Annotated in this window: 22 protein-coding genes and 1 rRNA gene; 6 read left to right on the top strand and 17 right to left on the bottom strand. The window is 69.8% G+C overall.

The features are described 5' to 3' along the window. Positions 1–58 precede the first annotated feature (58 nt). Complete coding sequence (locus ABTU82_RS10350) at positions 59–2,569, bottom strand: MMPL family transporter (RefSeq protein WP_407173353.1); 2,511 nt, start codon at positions 2,567–2,569, stop codon at positions 59–61. 108 nt (positions 2,570–2,677) lie between these two features. On the opposite strand from ABTU82_RS10350, the gene ABTU82_RS10345 reads away from it, so the two are divergent. Beyond that, positions 2,678–3,250, top strand: coding sequence for a TetR/AcrR family transcriptional regulator (locus ABTU82_RS10345; RefSeq protein ID WP_407173351.1), 573 nt, complete (start codon positions 2,678–2,680; stop codon positions 3,248–3,250). Positions 3,251–3,350: 100 nt separating this feature from the next. On the opposite strand, the gene xylB is transcribed toward ABTU82_RS10345, so the two are convergent. Continuing rightward, the gene (gene xylB, locus ABTU82_RS10340; protein ID WP_407173349.1) at positions 3,351–4,748 is read right to left on the bottom strand and encodes a xylulokinase; all 1,398 of its coding nucleotides are present in this window, start codon (positions 4,746–4,748) and stop codon (positions 3,351–3,353) included. 112 nt (positions 4,749–4,860) lie between these two features. Further along, positions 4,861–6,051, bottom strand: a complete 1,191-nt coding sequence (gene xylA / locus ABTU82_RS10335; protein ID WP_116647676.1) for a xylose isomerase — start codon at positions 6,049–6,051, stop codon at positions 4,861–4,863. Between the two features lie 109 nt (positions 6,052–6,160). Between xylA and ABTU82_RS10330 the strand changes: the two genes are divergently transcribed. After that, positions 6,161–7,321, top strand: a complete 1,161-nt coding sequence (locus ABTU82_RS10330) for an ROK family transcriptional regulator (protein WP_116647675.1) — start codon at positions 6,161–6,163, stop codon at positions 7,319–7,321. Positions 7,322–7,328: 7 nt separating this feature from the next. On the opposite strand, the gene ABTU82_RS10325 is transcribed toward ABTU82_RS10330, so the two are convergent. Genes ABTU82_RS10325 through ABTU82_RS10310 form a run of 4 tightly spaced genes read right to left on the bottom strand, consistent with a single transcriptional unit; the run spans position 7,329 to position 12,832 of the window. Next, positions 7,329–9,626, bottom strand: a complete 2,298-nt coding sequence (locus tag ABTU82_RS10325) for a beta-xylosidase/alpha-l-arabinosidase (RefSeq protein WP_479724361.1) — start codon at positions 9,624–9,626, stop codon at positions 7,329–7,331. An 11-nt stretch (positions 9,627–9,637) separates the two neighbouring features. Next, positions 9,638–10,519, bottom strand: a complete 882-nt coding sequence (locus tag ABTU82_RS10320) for a carbohydrate ABC transporter permease (RefSeq protein ID WP_116647674.1) — start codon at positions 10,517–10,519, stop codon at positions 9,638–9,640. After that, positions 10,516–11,535: a carbohydrate ABC transporter permease gene (locus tag ABTU82_RS10315; protein ID WP_116647673.1), complete on the bottom strand. Its 1,020-nt coding sequence runs from the start codon at positions 11,533–11,535 to the stop codon at positions 10,516–10,518. Before ABTU82_RS10315 ends, ABTU82_RS10320 begins: the two co-directional genes overlap by 4 nt. Positions 11,536–11,545: 10 nt before the next feature. Beyond that, positions 11,546–12,832, bottom strand: a complete 1,287-nt coding sequence (locus tag ABTU82_RS10310) for an ABC transporter substrate-binding protein (RefSeq protein ID WP_116647672.1) — start codon at positions 12,830–12,832, stop codon at positions 11,546–11,548. Between the two features lie 170 nt (positions 12,833–13,002). Between ABTU82_RS10310 and ABTU82_RS10305 the strand changes: the two genes are divergently transcribed. Further along, positions 13,003–14,028: a LacI family DNA-binding transcriptional regulator gene (locus ABTU82_RS10305; RefSeq protein ID WP_116647671.1), complete on the top strand. Its 1,026-nt coding sequence runs from the start codon at positions 13,003–13,005 to the stop codon at positions 14,026–14,028. A 9-nt stretch (positions 14,029–14,037) separates the two neighbouring features. Here the strand turns inward: ABTU82_RS10305 and ABTU82_RS10300 are convergent, their stop codons facing one another. Then, positions 14,038–14,184 carry a hypothetical protein gene (locus tag ABTU82_RS10300; protein WP_165817959.1) on the bottom strand — a complete coding sequence of 49 codons (147 nt, stop codon included), beginning with the start codon at positions 14,182–14,184 and terminating at the stop codon, positions 14,038–14,040. A 120-nt stretch (positions 14,185–14,304) separates the two neighbouring features. On the opposite strand from ABTU82_RS10300, the gene ABTU82_RS10295 reads away from it, so the two are divergent. Further along, complete coding sequence (locus tag ABTU82_RS10295) at positions 14,305–14,646, top strand: DUF7882 family protein (protein WP_407173344.1); 342 nt, start codon at positions 14,305–14,307, stop codon at positions 14,644–14,646. Positions 14,647–14,660: 14 nt separating this feature from the next. On the opposite strand, the gene ABTU82_RS10290 is transcribed toward ABTU82_RS10295, so the two are convergent. Then, entirely contained in the window at positions 14,661–14,978 is a 318-nt protein-coding gene (locus tag ABTU82_RS10290; RefSeq protein ID WP_116647669.1) for a DUF7882 family protein, read from the bottom strand. A gap of 100 nt (positions 14,979–15,078) precedes the next feature. On the opposite strand from ABTU82_RS10290, the gene ABTU82_RS10285 reads away from it, so the two are divergent. Beyond that, a complete protein-coding gene (locus ABTU82_RS10285; RefSeq protein ID WP_116647668.1) occupies positions 15,079–15,399 on the top strand; it encodes a DUF7882 family protein in 321 nt (106 codons plus the stop codon). Positions 15,400–15,408: 9 nt separating this feature from the next. Here ABTU82_RS10285 and ABTU82_RS10280 read toward each other — a convergent pair whose 3' ends face one another. The 7 genes from ABTU82_RS10280 to ABTU82_RS10250 all read right to left on the bottom strand — a co-directional run bounded on the left by ABTU82_RS10280 (position 15,409) and on the right by ABTU82_RS10250 (position 21,057). After that, positions 15,409–15,660, bottom strand: coding sequence for a hypothetical protein (locus ABTU82_RS10280; protein ID WP_116647667.1), 252 nt, complete (start codon positions 15,658–15,660; stop codon positions 15,409–15,411). Positions 15,661–15,745: 85 nt separating this feature from the next. Beyond that, positions 15,746–16,282: a MarR family winged helix-turn-helix transcriptional regulator gene (locus ABTU82_RS10275; protein WP_407173340.1), complete on the bottom strand. Its 537-nt coding sequence runs from the start codon at positions 16,280–16,282 to the stop codon at positions 15,746–15,748. 56 nt (positions 16,283–16,338) lie between these two features. Continuing rightward, positions 16,339–18,042 carry a long-chain-fatty-acid--CoA ligase gene (locus ABTU82_RS10270; protein ID WP_407173338.1) on the bottom strand — a complete coding sequence of 568 codons (1,704 nt, stop codon included), beginning with the start codon at positions 18,040–18,042 and terminating at the stop codon, positions 16,339–16,341. Between the two features lie 193 nt (positions 18,043–18,235). Further along, positions 18,236–18,991 (bottom strand): anti-sigma factor, encoded by a 756-nt coding sequence (locus ABTU82_RS10265; protein WP_407173337.1) that lies wholly within the window; start codon positions 18,989–18,991, stop codon positions 18,236–18,238. Next, the gene (locus tag ABTU82_RS10260; RefSeq protein WP_240606884.1) at positions 18,972–19,535 is read right to left on the bottom strand and encodes an RNA polymerase sigma factor; all 564 of its coding nucleotides are present in this window, start codon (positions 19,533–19,535) and stop codon (positions 18,972–18,974) included. The genes ABTU82_RS10265 and ABTU82_RS10260 overlap by 20 nt, the downstream gene beginning before the upstream one ends. A gap of 23 nt (positions 19,536–19,558) precedes the next feature. Then, positions 19,559–19,996, bottom strand: coding sequence for a class F sortase (locus ABTU82_RS10255; protein WP_240606883.1), 438 nt, complete (start codon positions 19,994–19,996; stop codon positions 19,559–19,561). Between the two features lie 227 nt (positions 19,997–20,223). Continuing rightward, positions 20,224–21,057, bottom strand: coding sequence for a DUF4397 domain-containing protein (locus tag ABTU82_RS10250; RefSeq protein WP_116647661.1), 834 nt, complete (start codon positions 21,055–21,057; stop codon positions 20,224–20,226). Between the two features lie 187 nt (positions 21,058–21,244). Between ABTU82_RS10250 and ABTU82_RS10245 the strand changes: the two genes are divergently transcribed. After that, a complete protein-coding gene (locus ABTU82_RS10245; protein WP_240606882.1) occupies positions 21,245–21,991 on the top strand; it encodes a GNAT family N-acetyltransferase in 747 nt (248 codons plus the stop codon). A gap of 112 nt (positions 21,992–22,103) precedes the next feature. Here ABTU82_RS10245 and rrf read toward each other — a convergent pair. Then, a 5S ribosomal RNA gene (gene rrf / locus ABTU82_RS10240) occupies positions 22,104–22,188 on the bottom strand; the annotation flags it as partial.

The raw sequence follows: 22,188 nt of genomic DNA, 5'->3' as shown, positions 1-22,188 counted from the left end.
CATTCGTGCCCGAAAACGGCGGCACCCTCGGCGGAAACGGGCACTCTCGGCGCGCAGGTCAGTGGTGCACGGGGTGGCGGCGCTCCAGCGCCGAGCCCTCGACGTCGACGTTCGGGGTGATCCTGTCGAGCCAGCGGGGCAGCCACCACGCCGAGCGGCCGAGCAGGTGCATGAGCGCGGGCATCAGCAGCATCCGCACGATGAAGGCGTCGAACAGGACGCCGAGTGCGAGGCCGAAGCCGATCGACTTGATCATCACCGACTCGCTCGTGATGAAGCCGCCGAACACCGCGATCATGATCAACGCCGCGGCGATCACGACGGTGCGCCCGGCACGGAACCCCTGGGCGACCGCGAGCCTCGCGGGTGCACCGTGGGCGTACGCCTCCCGCATGCCGGTGGCGAGGAAGAGCTGGTAGTCCATCGCCAGCCCGAAGAGAATGCCGACGAGGATCACCGGCAGGAAGCTCAGGATCGGCCCGGGGTTGTGCACCCCGAGGAGCGAACCGAACCAGCCCCACTGGAAGACGGCGGTGACCGCCCCATACGTCGCGAACAGCGAGAGCACGAAGCCCGCCGTCGCGATGAGCGGCACGAGGAGCGAACGGAACACCATCACCATGATGAGGAACGACAGGCCGACCACGACGACGAGGTAGACCGGCAGCGCGTCGGCGAGTCCCTCGGAGATGTCGATGTTGATAGCCGCCTGACCCGTGACACCGAGGGTGATGTCGCCGCCGATCGGGGGCAGTTCGCGAAGGTCGCGTACGAGCGTCTCCGTCGAGACGCTGCTCGGGCCTTCGGCGGGCACGACCTGGAAGACGCCGAGGCCGTTATCGTCCGACACGGCAACCGGGGCGACCGCGACGACGTCGGTCTGTGCGCCGAGCTCGCGCGCGACACTCAGCTGAGCGTCGAGCACCTGGTCGGCGTCGAGTCCGTCGGGGAAGGTCGCGACCACGAGCAGCGGTCCGTTCACGCCCTCGCCGAAGGCGTCCTGCGTGAGCGTGTAGGCGCGGTACGCGGTGGAGTCCTCGGCCTCCGAGCCGCCATCGGGAAGACCGAGGCGCATCGACAGCGCGGGGATCGCGACGACCAGGAGCACGACGACGGCGACGACGGAGGTCAAGACCGCCCGCAGGGTCGACATCGGGCGCACGCGGGTGTGGGTGGTCTCGGCCTCACCGGCGTCGGATGCTGCGGCGGCGGCTGCAGCGCGGGCCCGCGCACGGCGGCTCAGCACACGGGTTCCGGCGAGGCTCAGGAGCGCGGGGGTGAGCGAGACCGCGATGAGAACGGCGATCGCGACGCTGAGCGCGCCAGCCGTCCCCATGAGTCCGAGGAAGGGGACCCCCGTGATGTTGAGCGCCAGGAGCGCCACGATGACGGTCGTGCCGGCGAACACGACGGCGTTGCCGGCGGTGCCGTTGGCGAGGCCGATGGACTCGTCGACGCGGGCACCCTGCAGCAGCTGCTTGCGGTGGCGGTAGAGGATGAACAGCGAGTAGTCGATGCCGACCGCGAGGCCGAGCATCACCCCGAGGATCGGGGTGACCGATGCCATCTGCACGACGCCGGAGAACGCCAGCGTCGCCATCGCGCCGATCGCCACGCCCACGATCGCAGTGACGAGCGGGAAGGCGGCCGCCAGGAGCGAGCCCAGCACGACGACGAGCACGATCGCGGCGATCGCGACGCCGACGACCTCGCCGACGCCGAGGATCTCCGGCACGCCCTGCGAGATGTCGGTCGAGAAGGCGACCTCGACCCCGTCGATGGGCGCGGACGCGAAGTGGTCGACCACAGCATCCTTCGACTCCTGGGAGAGCTCGAGCCGGGGTTCGGTGAACGAGACGTTCACCAGCGCCGTGGCGCCGTCGGCCGACAACACGCCGATGCCGTCGGCGAGAGAGAGCAGCTCCGCGCCGCGCTGGAGCGCGGCCTCGTTCTCATCGATCGTGGCGAGCCCGTCGGTCAACTGCTGCTGCTGGGCGTCGAGCTGCGCACGCTGCGCGTCGAGCGCCGCCTGCTGCGCGTCGATCTCGGTCGTGGGGAACCCGGCCGCTTCGGCCTGCGCCCTCGCCGCGTCGAGCTGGGCCTGGCCGGCCTCGAGCTGGGCGCGGCCGGCATCGAGCTGGGTCTGACCGTTCTCGGCTTGCGCGCGGGCGTCGTCGATCTGCGCCTGACCGTCGGTGACCTGGGCGGCCTGGTCGGCGAGCTGCTGCGCGGCGGCGAACGGATCGATGACGTCGGCGACGTCGGGGAGGTCTCTGGCCGACTCGGCGAGCGCCGTGATCTCGGCGCGCTGCGCGTCGGTGAACGCCGACCCGTCGGCGGCGTGGAAGACGACCTGGCCGGAGGCGCCGCTGAAGCCGGGGAGCTCGTCCTGGAGCTGCGTGATGACGTCTCCCGATGCGGTGCCGGGGATGTCGAAGCTCGAACTGAGGCCCTTGTATCCGATGAGGAATCCGCCCCCGGCGATCCCGAGGATCACGACCCACGCGACGATCACCGTCCACGCGCGGCGCGCGGCGAAGGTTCCCAGACGGTGCAGCAGCTCGGCCATTGTCATCCTCTAGATCCGCGGGGCAGACCCCACGGAGGAGGCGCCTCGACTCCGATAAGCGTGGCTAAGATAACACGGACCGTCTCGTCTTCAGTGAGAGGAGCCCGTATGCCCCTTCCCCGCAGCGGACCCGTGCGCAGCGAAGCCGCGCGCCTGTCGATCCTCGAGGCGACCGCCGCCCTCATCGCCGAGCGCGGCTACGACCACCTCACGATGGAGGGCATCGCCGCTCGCGCGGGTGTCGGCAAGCAGACGATCTACCGCTGGTGGCCCTCGAAGGGCGCCGTGACGGCGGAGTGCCTCCTCGAGGGGATGCTCGCTCCCGGGCGATTCCAGCTGCCGCACACCGGTGACGTCCGACGCGACCTCGCGAGCTGGCTGGGAGAGATCTTCGGCTATCTCGGCAGCGAGCAGGGCGAGAGCATCCTGCGCTCGCTGATCGGCGCCGCCGCCGAGAACGCCGACGTCGGTCGACGTCTTCGCGACGCGCTCTTCCGCGCCGACTCGCTCTCGGCGCGCCTCACGGCGGCGATCGGCACGACCTCGAACCTGCCACCCGACGCCCCCGTCGAAGAGCTCGCCGAGGCGCTCATCGGTGCGGTACTGCTGCGCGCCCTGAGCCGCGAGCCGGTCGCCCCCGGCGACGCCGAGCGCCTCCTTGTCGCGGTGCTCGGGCGCTGAGCCTCAGCGCGCCGTCGCCGAGAGTGCCCGTTCCTGCCATCCGCGCCCGAAAAAGCGGGCACGTTCGGCCGAAACGGGCACCGTCGGCGGCGAAGGAGCGTCAGCGCGACTCTGCGGCGCGCAGTGCGGCGATCTCGTCGTAGCGGGAACGGATGCTGCGACGCGTGTCGTGCGGAGGTTCGCGGTCGATGGCGACCGGCCAGCCCGGGCGTGCTCCCGTGAGCGCCCACGCCGCCTGACGCGCGGCCCCGAGCGCCACGTACTCCCCCGGCGACGGCACCGCCACGGGCGCGTCGAAGACCTGCCCGGCGATCACGGCGACGCCCTCGTTGCGCGCCGCGCCGCCCACGAGCAGCACGCGTCGCGCCTCGACGCCGAGCGAGCGGATCGCGTCGAGCCCGGTCGCCAGTCCCGCGAGCATGCCCTCGATCGCCGCGCGCGCGAGGTCGGATCGCGTGGTGTTCGCCAGCGACAGCCCCGAGATCGACGCCCGCGCCCCCGGCAGGTTCGGCGTGCGCTCGCCCTCGAACCACGGGACGAGCACCATTCCCCCCGCGCCGGGCTGGGCCTCCAAGGCGAGGGCGCCCAGCTCCTCGTGCGTGACGCCGAGCAGGCGCGACGTGGCGTCGAGCACGCGAGCCGCGTTGAGCGTGGCGACCAGCGGCAGATACCCACCGGCGGCGTCGGCGAACCCGGCGACGGTGCCCGACGCGTCCATCACCGGATCCTCGGTCACGGCGAACACCGTGCCCGACGTGCCGAGCGAGACGACCACGTCGCCGGGCTTCGCGTCGAGCCCGAGGGCAGCTCCCGCGTTGTCGCCGGCGCCCGCGGCGACGACGGCGCCCGCGGCGGTGGTCCCCGCGCTCTCCTGCGCGTCGAGCACGCGCGGCAGCACCGCGTCGTGGCCGAGAGCCCGCACGAGCAGATCGCGGTCGTAGCCCGCGGCTCCCCAGTAGGCCGTGCCCGACGCATCCGACCTGTCGGTCGTCAGCGCCTCGAGGTCGGGTCGCTCGGGACCGTAGCCCCGGAGGCGCCAGGTCAGCCAGTCGTGCGGCAGGGCGACGGCGGCCACCCGGGCGGCCGCCTCGGGCTCGGCGTCGCGCAGCCAGCGGAGCTTCGTTGCGGTGAACGAGGCCACCGGCACCACCCCGGTGCGGCGCGCGTACGCATCGGCGCCCACCTCTGCGACGAGGTCGGCGGCCGCCTGCCCCGAACGCGTGTCGTTCCACAGCAGCGCGGGCCGGATCACCCGACCGTCCGCATCGAGCACGACCATGCCGTGCTGCTGTCCTGCGACCGACACCGCAGCGACGTCGGCGAAGCCGCCGGCGACCGCGATCGCCGACTGCAGGGCCGTCCACCACGCCTCGGGATCGACCTCGGTGCCCTCGGGGTGAGACGCCCGCCCCTCCCGCACGATGAGTCCGGTGGCAGCATCCACCACGACGACCTTGCACGACTGCGTCGACGAATCGACTCCTGCCACGAGCGTCATCGCGCTCTCCTTCTGTTCATGTCGAACGTCTCAAGTGAAAGTCCAAGACACCCGGGCGGCGCGATGGTCGCGCCCGGGTGTCTTGGACTCTCGATGGGTGGCGGATGCTGCGTCAGCCGCGGGCGCCGAGCAGGTGCTCGGTCGCGAGCTGCTGCAGGCGCACGAAGCCGAAGCCGTGTCCGCCGAGGTACGCATCGGCGTCGAAGTCCTCGTACGCCGAGCGGTCGGCGAGGAAGTCGTCGTAGGTCTCGCCCTCGTTGAGGGTGGGCTGCGACAGCTCGGCGACCTTCGCGGCGGCGAGCGCCTCCTGCACTTCGGGGTCGGCGCGGAAGGCCGCGGCGCGCTCCTTCAGCAGCAGGTAGGTGTGCATGTTCGCCTTGGCCGAGTCCCACACGCCCGTCTCGTCCTCGGTGCGGCTGGGCTTGTAGTCGAAGTGGCGCGGGCCGTCGTAGGCGGGGACGCCGCCCGGGCCGCCGTTCTCGAGCAGGTCGACCAGCGCGAACGCGTTGTGCAGGTCGCCGTGGCCGAAGACGAGGTCCTGGTCGTACTTGATGCCGCGCTGGCCGTTGAGGTCGATGTGGAAGAGCTTGCCGTGGTACAGCGCCTGAGCGATGCCGGCGGAGAAGTTGAGCCCGGCCATCTGCTCGTGGCCGACCTCGGGGTTGACGCCGACCAGCTCGGGGCGCTCGAGCGAGTCGATGAAGGCGATCGCGTGGCCGAGCGTCGGCAGAAGGATGTCTCCGCGGGGCTCGTTGGGCTTGGGCTCGATCGCGAACCGGATGTCGTACCCCTTGTCGGTGACGTAGTCGCCGAGGAGGTTCACGGCCTCGCGGTAGCGCTCGAGAGCGGCACGGATGTCCTTGGCCGAGTCGTACTCGGCGCCCTCGCGGCCGCCCCACATGACGAACGTCTTCGCGCCGAGCTCGGCGCCGAGGTCGAGCTGGCGGAAGACCTTGCGCAGGGCGTAGCGACGCACGTCGCGGTCGTTGGAGGTGAAGCCGCCGTCCTTGAAGACCGGGGCGCTGAAGAGGTTGGTCGTGACCATCGGGACGATGAGGCCGGTGTCGGAGAGCGCGCCCTTGAGGCGGTCGATCTGCGTCTGGCGCTCGGCGTCGGTCGATCCGAACGCGAACAGGTCGTCGTCGTGGAACGTGAGGCCGTAGGCGCCCAGTTCGGCGAGCTTCTCCACGGCGTGCACCACGTCGAGGGCAGGGCGGGTGGGACCGCCGAAGGGGTCGGTTCCGTTGTAGCCGACGGTCCAGAGACCGAAGGAGAACTTGTCAGCGCGGGTGGGGGTGGTCATGGGGGCTCCTGCTCGACCTCGAACAAATATGTTGGCCTTAACAACCTAATCCATACGACCGACCGCGTCCAGTGCCGGCGCGGCGTCTGTCCTCTGGCACAGTAGAGACGTGAGCGAAGCGGCAGCGAGGGGCGACGGCGTTCGGCGCGCCAATCTGTCCCGCATCCTCCGCCTCGTGCACGTCGACGGGCCGCGATCGCGTGCCGCGCTCACCGAGGCGACCGGGCTGAACCGCTCCACGATCGCCGCGCTCGTCGGCGAACTCGTCGATGCGGGCCTCGTCGAGGAGCGCGCTCCCGACTCGCTCGGCCGTGTCGGGCGCCCCTCCCCCGTCGTGGCCCCCGACGGCCGCGTCGTCGCGATCGCGGTCCACCCCGAGGTCGACGCGACGACGATCGCCGCCGTCGGTCTCGACCGCCGCGTCGTCGCGCGCGACCGTATCGAGACCGCGGGGCCTCCCACGCCCGAGGAGACCGCCGCCCTCGTCGCCACGCACCTCGGCGGGTGGCGCACCGGCGCACTCCGCGACAGCCGTATCGAGGGCATCGGGCTCGCCGTGCCGGGGCTCGTGCGCTCCGCCGACGGACTCGTGCGGATCGCCCCGCACCTCGGCTGGACCGACGCGCCGCTGCGCGACCTCGTCGCCGAAGCGACGGGCCTGCACACCGCGGTCGGCAACGACGCGAGCCTCGGAGCACTGGCCGAGCACCTCTTCGGCGCCGCCCGAGGGGCCGACGACGTCATCTACCTCAACGGCGGAGCGAGCGGCATCGGCGGCGGCCTGATCGTCCACGGGGTTCCCGTCGGCGGCGCCGGCGGCTATGCGGGAGAGTTCGGCCAGAACCGTCCCGCCGCCGGTGCCGACCGCCGCGCGACGGAGGGTGTGCTCGAAGACGAGGTCAGCCGTTCGCGGCTGCTCGCCGCGGTGGGCCTGGAGAGCTCCGATGAGCCGACGCTCGCCGCTGCCCTCGCCTCGGCGACGGAGCCCGGCGTGGCCGAAGAGGTCGCGCGGCAACGCCGCATCCTCGTCACCGCCCTCGCCAACGCCGTCAACGTCTTGAACCCGGCCGTGGTGGTGCTCGGCGGGTTCCTGGCGACGATCGCCGCCGACGCGATTCCTTCCCTCGTCGAGGGTGTGCGGGCGCAGTCGATGCCCGGCGTGGCCGATGCGCTCGAGCTGCGGCTCGCGGTGCTCGCCGAGGACCGCCTGCTCATCGGCGCCGCCGAGATCGCCTTCGCCGAGCTCCTGCGCGCCCCCTCGCCCGCCTGAATCCGGCTCAGACCGACACCGACACCCGATCGACGCGGGCGACCACCAGCCGCGCATCGGTCGGCGCGACCTCGTGCACGTCGCCGACGATGGCCAGCAGGGCGGTCGCCTCCTTCTCGACGCACGAGGGCCCGACCCACAGCTCGACCTCACCGGGCTCGACGATGCGGCGCATCGACGCATCGCTGAAGGCGAGACGCGTCGTGGGAACCTCGAACACGACCCGCACCTCCTCTCCCGGGGCGAGCTCCACGCGCCGGTAGCCGATGAGCTGCGCCACGGGACGGGTGACGCTCGCGAACAGATCGCGCGCGTAGAGCTGCACCAGCTCGGTGCCCGTGACGGACCCCGTGTTGCGCACCGTCACCGCGGCCGAGAACGACGCCCCGGCCCGCACCTCGTCGTCGACGCTGAGATCGCGTCGCTCGAACGTGGTGTAGCCGAGGCCGTGACCGAACGGCAGCGTCGGCGAGCTGGCGGCGCTGGTGATCTCCGAGTCTCCGCCGAGGATCGGATGCAGGTAGCTGAACGGCTGCGCACCGGCTGAGCGCGGCAGCGACACCGGCAGATGCCCCGACGGGTTCACACGCCCCGACAGAACCGCGGCGATGGCCTCGCCTCCTGCCTCCCCGGGGAAGAACGCCTGCAGCACGGCGGCAGGGCGGCGGTCGCCGCTGAACGCCCAGTCGATGGCATACGGGCGGCCGGTGAGCAGCACCGCGACCACCGGCGTTCCGGTGGCGACGAGCGTCTCGACCAGCTCTCGCTGCAGCCCCGGCAGGTCGAGGCTCTCGCGATCGTTGCCCTCACCGACGGTTCCGCGGCCGAAGAGCCCGGCCCGGTCGCCGACGACGACGATCGCGATGTCGGCCTCGCGCGCGATCTTCTCGGCCTCGGCGAAGCCCGCTCGATCGGTGCCCTCGACATCGCATCCGACCGCCGAGGCGATCTCCGCGCCGGCGAACTCGAGCCGCAGGGCGTCGAGCACGGTCGGGATCTCGATGCCGAGAGGGGTGCCCGGGTGATGGGCGAGCACGTGGTTGACGAACGAGTAGCAGCCCATCAGGGGTTCGGATGCTGCCGCGTTCGGGCCGATGACGGCGACCCGCCGCGGCCCGGTCACGGGTAGCGTGCCGTCATTGGCGAGCAGCACGACCGACTCCTCGGCGAGGCGTCGGGCGATGTCGCGGTGATCCGGGGTGTCGAGGTCGACAAAGCTCGGAGGATCGGCGAAGGTCTCGTCGAGCAGGCCGAGCTGCTCCTTCTGCGTGAGTACGCGCATCACCGCCCGGTCGACGAGCGCCTCATCGATCCGCCCCGAGCGCACGCCCTCCGCGAGCGGCGCGAGGAACGCGTCGCCGGTGGGCAGCTCGACGTCGATGCCGGCCCGGAGGGCGAGCTCGGCGGCAGCGCCGAGGTCGGCGGCGACCGCGTGCATCGAGTGCAGGAATGCCACCGAGAAGTAGTCCGACACGACGACGCCGTCGAAACCCCACTGCTCGCGAAGGATTCCCTCGAGGTAACGAGGGGTGGCTCCGACGGGCTCGCCATCGATCTCGGCGTAGGAGTTCATGACCGACCGCGCCCCGCCGTCGCGGATCGCCATCTCGAACGGCGGGAGGAAGACGTCGGCGATCTCCCGAGCACCGGCGTGCACCGGGGCATGATTGCGCCCCGCCTGCGACGCCGAGTACCCCACGAAGTGCTTGAGCGTGGCATGCACACCGGTGCTCTGCAGCCCGCGCACGTACGCGGATCCCACCGTTCCGACGAGGTAGGGGTCTTCGCCGATGCACTCGTCTACCCGCCCCCACCGGGGATCGCGCACGACGTCGAGCACGGGCGCGAGGCCCTGGTGGATCCCCAGCTCCCGCATAGATTCACCGATCGCGCGCCCCATCTCCTCGACGAGGTCGGGGTCGAACGCGGCACCCCACGCGAGCGGCGTCGGGAAGGTCGCGGCCTTCCACGCCGCGAGCCCCGTCAGGCACTCCTCGTGCACGAGTGCGGGGATCCCCAGGCGCGTCTCGGTCTTCAGCCGCCTCTGCTCCCCCCACAGCCACGCGGCGCGCTCGACCGGGTCGACCGGTCGTGTGCCGTAGACGCGTGTGAGGTGCCCCAGGCCGTGCACGGTGGCATCGGCGTATGTCGTGGCCGTGGCCATCTCGCCCGCCATCGGCGCGACGACCTCGTCGCCCTGGTCGACCCAGAATCCCACCAGCTGGGCGAGCTTCTCATCGAGTGTCATCTGCGCCCACAGCGCGCGCACGCGCGGCGAAGGGCCGGAATTCGTCGGATCTATCACTGCGAGCCCTCTCAGCCCTTGACCGCGCCGGTCAGTCCGCCGACGATGCGGCGCTCGAACAGGCTGAAGAACACCAGCGCCGGGATCATCGACAGCGAGGTGAAGGCGAGCACTCGGGCGGTGTCGACGGAGTACTGCGACGAGAACGCCTGTACCCCCAACGGCAGGGTGAATGTCGCCTCGTTGTTCAAGATGAACAGCGGCAGCAGGTAGCTGTTCCAGCTGCCGATGAACGCGAGGATGCCGGTGGTGATGACGCCCGGCATCGACAGCGGGATGACCATGCGCCAGAAGAATCCGATGCGGCTCGCTCCGTCGATGAAGGCGGCCTCCTCGATCTCGTCGGGGATGGCCCGGAGGAACGGCACGAGGATGATGATCGTCGTCGGCAGCGCGAACGCGATCTGCGGCAGGATCACCCCGGGCAGCGAATTCATCAGTCCGAGGTTGCGCACCACGATGTACAGCGGCGTGATCGCCACCGTGATCGGGAACATCAGGCCGGCGGCGAAGAGCGCGTAGAGCACTCCGCGCCCGCGGAATCGGTACCGTGCGAGCACGTAACTCGCCATGAGGCCGAGGATCACCGCGCCGGCCGTCGTCGCCAGCGCGGCGATGGCGGAGTTGAGCACCTGTCGCCAGAAGATCCCGCCCTGCAGCACGCTGAGATAGTTCTCCACGAGCCACGGCCCGGGGAATCCCGCCGGGTCGGTGGTGATCTGCGAGTTCGAGCGGAATCCGCCGAGCACGATGTAGGCGACGGGTGCCAGGAGCAGCGCGATCACCGCGAGCGCGAGGAAGTAGACGAGCGGGTTTCCCCAGGGGAGCTTCGGGCGGTCGCGGGTCTTCCGCGCGCCGGTGCGCGTTGTCACAACGGCTGTCGCAGTGCTCATCGGCGTTTCCCTCCGGTCAGTGCGCCCTGCGTGTCGCGCCGCAGTACGAAGCGCTGATAGATCAGCGCGACGACGAGCGAGATCACGAAGATGACGACGGCGACGGCGTTGCCGTAGCCGTAGTTGCCGGCGTTGCGCCCCTCGGAGACCATGTAGGTCGCCATCGTGGACGTGCCCGCCGTGGAGGCCACGTACTGGCCCCAGATGATGTAGACGAGATCGAACAGCTGCAGTGAGCCGATGATCGACAGGAACGCCCAGATGCGCAGTGTCGGTCCGAGAAGCGGCAGCGTGATGCGCCACTGGATCTGCCAGTACGACGCGCCGTCGATCGCGGCCGCCTCCGACAGTTCCTCGGGGATGCCCTGGAGGCCGGCGAGGAAGAGGATGACGGCGAAGCCGACGTACTTCCACGTGATGATGACCATCAGCGTCCAGATGGCGATCGACGGGTTGGCGAGCCAGTCCTGCTCCAGGCTGCTCAGACCGAGGTTCTCGAGCAGACCGTTCAACGCGCCGTTCTGCTGGAGCATGAGGCTCCACCCGACCCCGACCACGACTTCAGCGATGACGTAGGGGACGAAGATGAGCACGCGGATGATGGACTGCCCGCGCATCCGGCGGTTCAGCAGAAGCGCGAGGATGAGCGCCACCGGCCCCTGCAGGACGAGGGAGGCGACCACGATGAAGGCGTTGTGCCCCAGGGCTTCGTGGAAGTTCGTGTCCTGCAGGATGATCAGGTAGTTGTCGAAACCGACGAAGTCGGTCGGCGCCCCGTAGCCCTTCCAGTTGAAGAAGCCGTAGTAGGCGGCGGCGACGACGGGGAAGATGACGAAGCCGAGGAAGACGAGGAGCGCGGGACCGACGAGGAGCGCGATCTCGATGCGCCCCGCCCAGCCGATGCCCTTACGGCGTCGGCCGACCGGCGGGAGCGACGTTGTGACGTCGCCCCCGCCGTGCCCCGCGACCTCGACGGGAGCCGGGGGCTCCGTGGTCGATGCGTCGCGGACGTACATTCGCCGCGTCCTAGCCCTTCGCCGCGGCGGCGTTGACCGCGTCGACGAGCTCCTGCGGTCCGCTCTGTCCGGCCAGCAGGTCGACCACGGCGACGTTGAGAGCGTTACCCACGTTCAGCCCGTAGACCGTGTCGAGCCACTGCGACACGTACGGCGCGGCGCTGTAGGCCTCGATGATCTGCTGCAGGTAGGGCTCGGTGACCGCTTCCTGGGCGACGGTGTTGACCGGCGGGGCGTTGAAGGCCTTGTAGTAGGCCTCCTGCACGTCGGAGGTCGCGAGGTAGTTCAGGAAGTCGACGCACGCGTCGGGAGCATCGACCGAGCAGGAGTACCCGTCGACACCACCCATGATCGAGCCGGGTTCCCCGTCACCACCGGAGACCTCGGGGAACGGGAACCAGGCGAGGTCCGCGAGCGGCTGCTGGTCGGGCGTGAGCGAGCTGATGACACCCGGGTTCCAGGCGCCCATGAGCTCCATGCCCGCCTGGCGGTTCGCCAGCAGACCGGCCGACGAGCCCGCGCCCTGCTGAGCGGAGGTGGAGAGGAAGCCCTCGTTGTACGGCGAGGTGTCGGCGAAGCTCTGGAGGTTCTCCGCAGCATCCAGCCAGCACGGGTCGTCGAAGTTCATCTCCGAAGCCGCATCGGCCATTGCCTCAGGGCTGCAGGCACGCAGCGCGAAGAAGTAGTACCAGTGCGCCGCCGGCCAGGCGTCCTTCCCACCGAGGGCGATCGGGGAGACGCCGGTGGCCTTGAGTGCCTCGACGTCGGCTTCGAGGTCGTCGATCGTCTCCGGCGTGCCCTCGATTCCCGCGGCGTCGAAGAGGTCTTGGCTGTAGAAGATGCCGCCGGGGAGAACGGCGACCGGCATGGCGTAGACCTTGCCGTCGAGCGTGTTGGCCCCGAAGGATGCCTCGGGGATCTCGCTGGTGGCGGTGTCCGAGAGCAGATCGGTGAGGTCCTTGACCTGACCGGCCTCGACCATGGCCGCCATCTTCCCGCCGCCGCGCTGGAGGAACAGGTCGGGCGCATCGCCCGAGTTGAGGGCCGTCTGCAGTTTGCCGTCGAGCTCCTCGTTCTGCAGTGCCTGGATCTCGATCGTCACGCCGGGGTTGGCCGCTTCGAAATCGGCGACCGTCGTTTCCCAGAACTCCTGGCCGGGGCCGGTCGAGGAGTTGTGCCAGAGGGTCATCGAGACGCTGCCGTCGGCGGACTCCGAGCCGCCTCCGGAGCATCCGGCGAGCGCGAGCGCTCCGGTGAGGGCGACGGCGACGCCTGCCCCGATTCTGCTGAGCTTCATGTGATCCACCTGTTCTCTTCGTTGAGTGCGGGCTCTGTCGACGAGCCGCCGGGTCCTATCCGGGCCGATGATGCGGTGCGAGGGCCTGCGGACGCGTCCAGTGTCACCCAGCAACTCCAGACCGTCAAACGTTTTCGAAATCATTTTCAAAGGTCCTAGGATCAGGTCTCATGGCAAGACGAGCGACGATCCACGACGTGGCCGCGGCGGCCGGCGTGTCGGTCGCGACGGTGTCGAAGGCTGTGAACGGCCGGTACGGCGTCGCCGAAGAGACCGCCGCGCGCGTGCTCCAGGCTGTGTCCGATCTCGGATACGAGTCGAGCCTCGTGGCCAGCAGCATGAGATCGAGGCGCACCGGGGTCATCGGGGTCCTCGTCGCCGACTTCGAGCCCTTCAGCGCCGAGATCCTCAAAGGTGTGGGCTGGGGCCTGCGCGAGACGCATTACGACCTCCTCGCCTACAGCGGCTCCCGACAGCACTCCGACCAGGGGTGGGAGCGGCGTTCGCTCAGCCGCCTCAGCGGCACGCTGATCGACGGCGTGATCATGGTCACCCCCACCGTGCTCGAGGTGAACACAGAGGTGCCGATCGTCGCGGTCGACCCGCACACCGGTCACGCCGATCTCCCGACGGTCGAGTCCGACAGCTTCGCCGGCGCCCACCAGGCGACCAGCTATCTCGCCGAGCTCGGCCACACGCGCATCGGATTCCTCGCCGGGCGCCCCGACCTGCGCTCGTCGATCCTGCGCGAAGCCGGGTATCGTCGAGCGCTCTCCGATGCCGGTCTCCCCCACGATCCACGTCTCACGCGGGTCGGCAGCTACCTCGCCGACGCGGTGGCCGTCGAGGCACGCATTCTCCTGGAGACCGCACGGCCGCCGACCGCCGTCTTCGCAGCGAACGACGTGTCGGCACTCGGGCTCATCCGCGTGGCGGAGCAGCTCGGCATCCGCGTTCCCGACGACCTGTCGGTGATCGGATTCGATGACATCCCCGACGCGTCGCAGTCCGCGATCCCCCTCACGACCGTTCGCCAGCCGATGCAACGGCTCGGCGCCACGGCTGCCTCCATGTTGGTCGCACTCATGTCGGGACAGGCCCCTGAGCAGACGCACGTCGAGCTACCGACGCGTTTGGTTCCGCGCGCGACGACCGCGCCTCCGCGCGGCGCCATCGCTTCGCGGACGATCGTCTGATCGACGGGTTCAGCGGGGTACGCGTGCGCGACGGGGAACGAGCTCGCCGTCGATGACGTCGATGGCCAACAGGCCCGCGAAGACGTCTGCGGGGTCGGTCGCGTCGTTCGGGTGTCCGTCGTTGTCGGACGCCGTGGGGCCAGGATGTGTGGTCACAGCCAGGTTCTCCCTTCCGGTCATCACCCCACAATGACAGCCGCCCCCCGCACGTCCGGTCCCCTTGACAAGCACGGAGGCGATACGCATCCGCCCACATGGCCCGTTAGGGTGAGGCGTATGGGCACCATCTACTACGGCGGGTCGGCGACTCCCATCCAGATCGAAGATCGTGCGCTCGCTCATCTGAAGGTCGTCATCGCCACGAAGCTCCGCCGTGGCGAGAGCTTCACGGTCTCGTGGCGCCATCCCGATGACCAGCCGCACGGCCGCAGCACAGTGTGGCTGCACCCGTCGATCCCCCTGCGCTTCGTCTTCGACGACCCCGAACCCGCGCTCCTGAGTCGGGAATGGGTGGAGGAGCTCGCCAATTCCGCCAGCTCTTCGGGCGGGATCATGCTCGTCGCCGAGCTCTTCGATGTCGCGACGCCGGAGACCGCGCCAGAGCCCACGGCGAGCTGAGGGCGACCGCGGCGTCAGCCTTCTTCTACGAAGGCGTCTTCCGACGGCTCCGGCACGATCGCCAGTCCGTTGGGACCGCTGGCGACGAGCATCAGCTCCTCGACCCACGCCCGGTTGATCCGCGGGCTGCGGCTGCCGAAGAAGTGGAACTGGATCGGCACCGAAGGGTGCATCCAGAAGCTCCGCCTCCCGCTGCCGTCGCCCACCTCGATGTCGAACATGAACGACTCCGAGCGACGCAGCTTGTTCATCACCACGATGCGGAGGTGCGCCAGCGTGCGGTCATCGATGTCGACCGAGTTCGCCATCGTGTCGTAGATGAATCTGCCCATGTGGCGAGCCTACCCGTCACGGAGAGCGTCCCCCTTGCCATCCCGACGCACCGCTCGCAAGGCCCCCTTCGAGGAGGAGACGACGAGGTAGCGTGGCGGGGTGGGAACGATCTACTACGGAGACTCCTCGGCGCCGGTCGAGATCGAGGACCGCGCTCTCGCGCACCTCAAGGTGGTCATCGCGACCAAGCTGCGCAGGGGCGAGAGCTTCACTCTCTCGTGGACGCACGCCGACGACGCCGAGCCCGGGCGCAGCACGGTCTGGCTGCACCCGTCGATTCCCCTGCGCTTCGTCTTCGACGACCCCGAACCCGCGCTCCTGAGCCGGGCGTGGATCGAGGAACTCGCCGCATCGGCGAACTCCTCCGGCGGCCTCATGCTCGTCGCCGAACCCACCGACGACAGCAGCCGCTCCTCGTGAGTTGAGCCGTCAGCGCTCGTCGAGCATCTCGCGCACGCCGTCCTCGAGCGCTGCCGGCACGACGAGCGGCCGACCGGCCGTGAACGCCTCCCACTCGCGCAAGAGGATCGTCTCGATCCTCGTGACCGACACGTTCGGGTAGTCGACGCACAGGCGTGAGACGACCGTCGCGAACGGTATGACCTCGACGCCCTCGATGATGACGTGGCCGTCGTCGTCCGAGGGGGCCGACGTCGCCGCATCCGCTCTCCTGGTCTCCATACGAGCCATGGTTCCACGGCGCAACCGGGCGGTCGAATGTTATGTCGATACCTAGTCAAGCAAGCTTCTTGCCCGCCTCACGACCTCAGGGCAGAACGTCGGATGCGTCGTCGCCGGCCGGGTGCGCGTCTACACGGTCGACGGCGTCCTGCAGACGGGTGAGGCACGACACCACGGCGGCACTCTCCTCCGGCGTCATGTCGATGACGGCGGCCATCATGCGCTCGTGCATGTCGCCGAGCGTCGCACGCACCTCTTCGTCGGAGCGGGCTGTGGCCACGACGCGGACGCTGCGGCGATCGGTGGGGTGCGGCACCCGGACGACGTGGTTCGACCGCTCCAGGCGATCGACGATGGCGGTCGTGGAGGCGGTCGAGACGCCGAGGTAGCGGGTCAGTTCGCTCGGGGAGACCTGGCGGTCCTCGCGTGCTGCTTTCAGGAGGTATCGAAGGACGAGCAGTTCGTTCTCGCCCATCGACATCGAGTCGCGGGTGCGACGACGCATCGCGACCTCGGCGGCGCGATACAGGCGGAAGGCCTGGAGCACCTCGACGGCGCGCTGGCGCTGCTCCGCTTCGGTCGCGCCGTACCAGTAGCGCGAGTCGGTCTGTCGCTGTTCCACGCAGGAAATCCTATGTCAGCGCTCGCGGACGGGGCCGGGTGCAGTCCGACGCCGCCCTAGGCCTCGCCGAGCAGTCGCGTGCGCACCTCGCGCCGCAGCACCTTGCCGATGAGCGAACGCGGCAGGTCCTCGACGACGAAGACGCGCTTGGGCACCTTGTAGGCCGCCAGGCGCGTGCGGCAGAACTCACGCAGGGTGGTGACGTCGATCGTCGCACCGGGTCGCAGCACGACCGCCGCAGCGACGATCTCTCCGCCGTCAGGTCGCGGGAGGGCGACAACGGCGGCGTCGGCGACGTCGGGGTGCTGTTGCAGCGTCTCCTCGACTTCGGTCGGCGACACGTTGAAGCCCCCCGTGATGATCAGCTCCTTGAGGCGGTCGACGATCGTGACGAAACCGTCGGGCGCGACGGTGACGATGTCGCCGGAGCGCACCCACCCGCCCTCGAGGAGAGAGTCTGCCGACTCCCCCGGACGACGCCAGTAGCCCTGGAACACCTGGGGTCCCCGAATGAGCAGTTCGCCCGGTTCGCCGGGCTCCACGTCGACCGACGGATCGTCGGGGTCGACCACCCGGATCTCGGTGCTCGGGAACGGGACCCCCACCGTCCCCGGGCGTCGGGAGGGGCCTATGGGGTTGCCGAGCGCGACGGGCGAGGTCTCGGTCATGCCGTAGCCCTCGACGAGCAGACCGCCGGTGGCCTCCTCCCACCTCTCGACGGTCGCGACCGGCAGGCTCATCGCCCCCGAGATGGCGAACCTCACCGATGTCAGGTCGATCGAGCCCTGCGCGGAGGCCCGGGAGAGCTGGTCGTAGATGGGCGGCACGGCGGGCAGGAACGTGGGCGGGCTCTTCTTCGCCGCATCCGACACCAACGACACGTCGAAGGTGGGGAACAGGACGAGACGGGCCCCGATGCTCATCGCGAACGTGAGGCAGAGCGTCATGCCGTACGCGTGGAACAGCGGCAGTACGCCGTAGAAGGTCTCCTCGCCCTCGCGCAGGCCCGGCACCCACGCCCGCCCCTGCATGGCGTTCGCCCGCAGGTTGCCGTGCGTGAGGATCGCCCCCTTCGGCGATCCCGTCGTGCCGCTGGTGTACTGCAGCAGCGCGATGTCGTCGACGGACGGGCGCGGTGTGCGCCGCGGAAGGCGACGGCCCGCGACGAGCGAGTCCCACGAGATCGGATGCTTCGCCCGCGGCTTCGCGGTGAGCTTCGCTCGCGCCGCGCGGGCCTTCGCCACCGGGAGGCGGAGCGCCACGCGCTTGGACCAGGGGAAGGCGTCGGTCATGTCGACGGCGACGATCTGCTCCGGCCGGACGTCCTGCGGGAAGTCATCGACGACGTCGTAGACCTTGTCCCAGACGATGGCAAATTTCGCCTCGTGATCCTCGAACTGGTGACGCAGCTCCCGCGGGGTGTAGAGCGGATTGTGCTCGACGACAATGGCGCCCAGGCGCAGCACCGCGTAGAACGCGACGACGTGCTGGGGGCAGTTCGGGAGGATGAGGGCGACCCGATCGCCCGCGACGACGCCCAGGCGACAGAGCCCCTCGGCGGCCCGTTCGATCTGTTCGCCCAGATCGCGGTACGAGGTGACGGCACCGAAGAACTCCAGGGCCGGAGCCTTGCCGTGCATCTTCACGCTCGCCTCGATCATGTCGGGGAGCGTTTCGACGACCTCGTCGATGTCGTGGGAAACCCCCGGGGCATATGCGGAGAGCCAGACCTTCGACTCGTGCGGATTGGACGTCGCCACGGGCGGGCCTCCCTGGGATAGCAGCGGATTTCCAGGGTAAGCGGCCCGGATGCACGTCGCATTCGCTTGCGCTTCGCGCTCACACGTGCAGGGTGCGGGCGCACACGTGACCGAGGTCGGCACCTACACCGTGGAGGAGGCGGGTGCGGATCCTCTCCGCAGGCCCCCTGACGTCGCTCCCGCGGGGGCGACCTCAGGAGAAGGAAAGCTCGCCCCGCACGATCGAGTCGCCCGAATGGTCGGGGCCGCCGTCCACGGGTTCCTGCGAGACGTCGACCAACGGGAAACGAGCGAGGTCCACACCCGCGGGAACGGTCAGGGTGCCCGTGTCGTCGTCGAGGACGCCGAGGCTCACCAGCTCCGACGCGTCGGCGGCGATGAGCCACACCTCCCGATACGTGTCGGGCGCCGCATCCGCGGAGACCTCGACGCGCACGAACCGTGAGCCGTCCGAATTCTCCTCCACGACCGCGGTGCCCTGGGCGCCGGGATGATCGGGGAACGCCCCGAGGGATGCTTGCGCGATCTCCGTGGGCGTGGTGGAACTCGTCCACGCCCAGGTTCCGAGGCCCGCGCCGGCGACGAGGAGTGCAGCGGCAGCGAGACCCCACCTGCGACCGGGGCGCCGGCGCCTGGCAGCGTGCCTGCGCGCAGCGGCACGGGACGACAACGGGGCGGAGGTGGCAGGCACCGCGTCGGGGACGGGCGCAGCCGGCGCAGCGGATCTCCCGAGCGCGAGCTCCGAGGCGATGCGCTCCCAGACCACCTCGCGCGGACGCTCGAGATCGCCGGCGTCGAGGGTCGCTCTACCGGCGAGCGCCGCACGGCGGAGCCCGGCGAGGCTGTCGGCGCACTCGTCGCACTCGTCGAGATGCCGTTCGGTCTCCGATGTCGCGACAGGCTCGCCGAGCGCTATGAGCGCGAGCAGCTCAGGATCGATGTGCTCCATGTGTCACCTCCAGTCGAGTGCGCATGCGTTCCAGGCTGCGACGGATATGGCTCTTGACGGTTCCCAGCGGCATGCCGATGCGGCGTGAGATCTCGTCGTGGGTGAGGTCGTCGAAGAACGCCAACCTCATGACTTTCCGCGCATCGGGTTCGAGACGATCGATCTCCTGTGCCACCAAGAGCGTGTCTCCGAGATCGACCGGCGCTGACGCTCTCAGGTCGTCCGGGATCGTCACTCGCTGCAGTTCCTCCTGCAGCGCACGGATGCGGCGCCGGGCCTCATGCATGTCGGCGATACGACGCTTGGCGATCGCGATGATCCAGGTCGACAGCCGTGCTCGCGCCGGGTCGTACGAGGTTCTCGACGTCCAGGCCGAGACGAAGGTCTTCTGCGTGACGTCCTCGGCATCGGTGCGGTCGCCGAGCGAGCGAAGCGCGAGGGTGTAGACCACGGGTGACCACCGCCGGTAGGCATGAGCCAGAGCGATTTCGTCGCCCGCGACGAACGCCTCCTCTGTCGAGAGTTCGCCCTCGGGGTCTGCCACGGGGTCCCGGCCTCCCTGTCGGTTCATCCTGCAGCCACCGGTGCGGCGACGACCACGACGTTGTCGTCGTAATGGCCCGTCCGGCTGTCGAACTCTCCACCGCACGTGATCAGTACGAGATCGTTCGCGCCTCGCCGCGCGAAGAGGTCCTCTGTGGGAAGCGCGTCCTTCGGATAGTAGGTCACCGACTCGACGGCGTACAGAGCGCTCCGGCCGTCCTGCCCGACGACCTCGATCTGCGTCGCCGGCGCGAGGTCGCGCAGCACCGCGAACGGACCGATCGGATAGTCCGGCGCATCGATGTGCGCCGAGATCACGGTGTTGCCGTCCGGGCTCCACGGGTCTGAGCCGAACCGGTACCACCCGGCGATCGCCGGGTCGACGGGCAACTCCATGAAGCCGCCGGTCTCGATGCCGACGGGGACCACCTCCACGTCGACTCGCGCGTCCGCGATGCTCACCCGCACCGGGGGCACAGCAGCGCGAGGGGCGTGCAGTGAGCTGTCGACGCGGGGGACGTCGACGACCGGGGCTGGGGGAGTTGCGGACGGGGTCGACGTGGAGGCAGTGGGTGCGCCCGCCCCGAGGGGGGTCGGGGCGGGCGCACAGGCGGAGAGCACGAGAACCACTGCGAGGGGAGCTGTACGTCGCAGGTTCATAAGAAGGGCTCTCCGGTCTCGATGGCTGGTCAGACGGTGTGCTTCGCACCGCGCGAACGTCGGACGACCGCGGTGGTTGCCACCACTGCGGCACCCGCGATCGCTGCGAATCCGATCGCCCACAGACCCTGTGTGCCCGCGTCGCGCTGTGCCGCATACCCGGCGGTACCCGAGATGACAGCGCCCGGGACGGTGTGCCCGACGGTCACGGTCTGCGTGGCGAGGGCGAGGTTGCCGTCCGCCGCGCTGCCCCAGGCGTAGACCACCGTCAGCACGCCGTCCTGAATGGCGACGTCTGCCGGGCCGATCACGGGGTCGGTGGTGCCGGCGAGGGCGACCGCCGCCGAGACGGTTCCGACGGGCAGGTCGAGGGTCGCCTCCTTTGGGTTCACGAGGCCTTCCACGACCGGCGATCCACCGGCGAGGATGTCCACCGCGGGGGCTGCGGCGACGTGGCGCACCGTGAGGCGCCCTTCGCCCGCCGCCGTCGTCTTGGTGTCGTTGACGAACGGGGTGACCGTGGGAGCACCGGCCTCGCTGAGGTGAGCGACGGCGGTGTAGCTCGTGTTGGCGGCCAGGTCGACGGCGGCCTCGAGGATCGGGGCGCTGGCGTCCGCAGCATCCGGCGCCGTGATGGCGATGTCGTACGATCCCGCAGCGAGGTCGAGCGGACCCGCGAGGGTGCCGGGCTGGAAGTCATCGAGTGTCAACGCACCGTTGACGTACACGTCTACGGGTGTGTCGGGGATGGCGTGGAGTACGGAGAGATCGGCCGTCGTGGCCGAGATGGCCTGCGCGGGGGCTGCGAAGCCCGCCGCGAGGGCGAGACCGGCGATCGCGCCGGTTGCGAGTGTCTTGCGCACGTTTCCTCCTTCGTCGAAGCGGGCCGAACACCCGCACCCAGTTCTTCCGTCCGAAGGGCCTCGGCGGATGCAGGAAGGAGAAGATTTCTCAGACCGGGGAGGAGAGGACGCTCGACGCGATCGCGTCGCGGTCGGCGGCGAGCACGTCCGGTTTGCCAGGCGCACGGCGGGCACGGATGCTGGGACCGTGACACATTCTTCTCCCGCAACCGGCGACGCATCCCCCGACGCCGACGCGACCGTCCTCGACAACCCGGCGTGGCACGCACTCACAGGTCCCCACGCGCACTTCGCGATCGGCAACGATCTCGTCCGAAAGTACCCCGACGACGTCGCGCCCTTTCTGGCGGTGCGCTCGTGGGACGACCCGGCGGTATGGGACGCGCTCATCGATCTGGTCGGCCCGGGTGGGGAGGTCGGGTTCTCGGGAGCCGACCCCGACCTCCCGCCGGGATGGGACGTGCTCTGGCGCGGCGAAGGGGTGCAGCTGGTCGAGACAGCCGCACTCGACCCGCGTCCCGATGACGAGGCCGTCGAGCTGGGTACTGCCGACGTCGACGAGATGCTGGCGATCGTGGAGCGGAACCAGCCCGGCCCCTTCCGCCCTCGAACGTATGAACTCGGCCGCTACGTCGGCATTCGACGGGAAGGACGCCTCGTGGCGATGGCCGGTGAACGCCTGCACCCCACAGGGTGGACCGAGATCAGCGCCGTGTCGACAGACCCGGAATTCCGGCGGCGCGGGCTCGCGTCGCGTCTCGTGCTCGACGTCGCGTTCCACATCCGCGAGCGCGGCGACCGTGCGCTGATGCACGCCGCCGCGACGAACGTGAACGCCATCGCGACGTACGAGCGATTGGGTTTCGCGCTGCGTCGCACGACCACCTTCGCGGGCGTTCGTACCCCCGTCGACTCATCGGTCGTGCGAACGTAGCGCCTTAACGCAGAAAGGCCCCGCCAACGGCGGGGCCTTTCTCACGAACTGCGACGCAGTCCGCACATGGAAATGGCCACCCAACTTTGGGTGGCCATTTCACTGAAAAGAAGTCCGGCGGTGTCCTACTCTCCCACAGGGTCCCCCCTGCAGTACCATCGGCGCTGTGAGGCTTAGCTTCCGGGTTCGGAATGTAA

Origin of the sequence: Microbacterium deferens, assembly GCF_045517775.1 — a bacterium.
GTDB lineage: Bacteria > Actinomycetota > Actinomycetes > Actinomycetales > Microbacteriaceae > Microbacterium.
This window is presented reverse-complemented; position numbering and strand designations above follow the sequence as displayed.

Coding starts and splice junctions, on each gene's coding strand:
- ABTU82_RS10320 (WP_116647674.1), bottom strand. CDS start 10,519: ATGAGCACTGCGACAGCCGTTGTGACAACGCGCACCGGCGCGCGGAAG.
- ABTU82_RS10265 (WP_407173337.1), bottom strand. CDS start 18,991: ATGGAGCACATCGATCCTGAGCTGCTCGCGCTCATAGCGCTCGGCGAG.
- ABTU82_RS10305 (WP_116647671.1), top strand. CDS start 13,003: ATGGCAAGACGAGCGACGATCCACGACGTGGCCGCGGCGGCCGGCGTG.
- ABTU82_RS10290 (WP_116647669.1), bottom strand. CDS start 14,978: ATGGGCAGATTCATCTACGACACGATGGCGAACTCGGTCGACATCGAT.
- xylA (WP_116647676.1), bottom strand. CDS start 6,051: ATGACCACCCCCACCCGCGCTGACAAGTTCTCCTTCGGTCTCTGGACC.
- xylB (WP_407173349.1), bottom strand. CDS start 4,748: ATGACGCTCGTGGCAGGAGTCGATTCGTCGACGCAGTCGTGCAAGGTC.
- ABTU82_RS10315 (WP_116647673.1), bottom strand. CDS start 11,535: ATGTACGTCCGCGACGCATCGACCACGGAGCCCCCGGCTCCCGTCGAG.
- ABTU82_RS10350 (WP_407173353.1), bottom strand. CDS start 2,569: ATGGCCGAGCTGCTGCACCGTCTGGGAACCTTCGCCGCGCGCCGCGCG.
- ABTU82_RS10345 (WP_407173351.1), top strand. CDS start 2,678: ATGCCCCTTCCCCGCAGCGGACCCGTGCGCAGCGAAGCCGCGCGCCTG.
- ABTU82_RS10295 (WP_407173344.1), top strand. CDS start 14,305: ATGGGCACCATCTACTACGGCGGGTCGGCGACTCCCATCCAGATCGAA.
- ABTU82_RS10310 (WP_116647672.1), bottom strand. CDS start 12,832: ATGAAGCTCAGCAGAATCGGGGCAGGCGTCGCCGTCGCCCTCACCGGA.
- ABTU82_RS10280 (WP_116647667.1), bottom strand. CDS start 15,660: ATGGAGACCAGGAGAGCGGATGCGGCGACGTCGGCCCCCTCGGACGAC.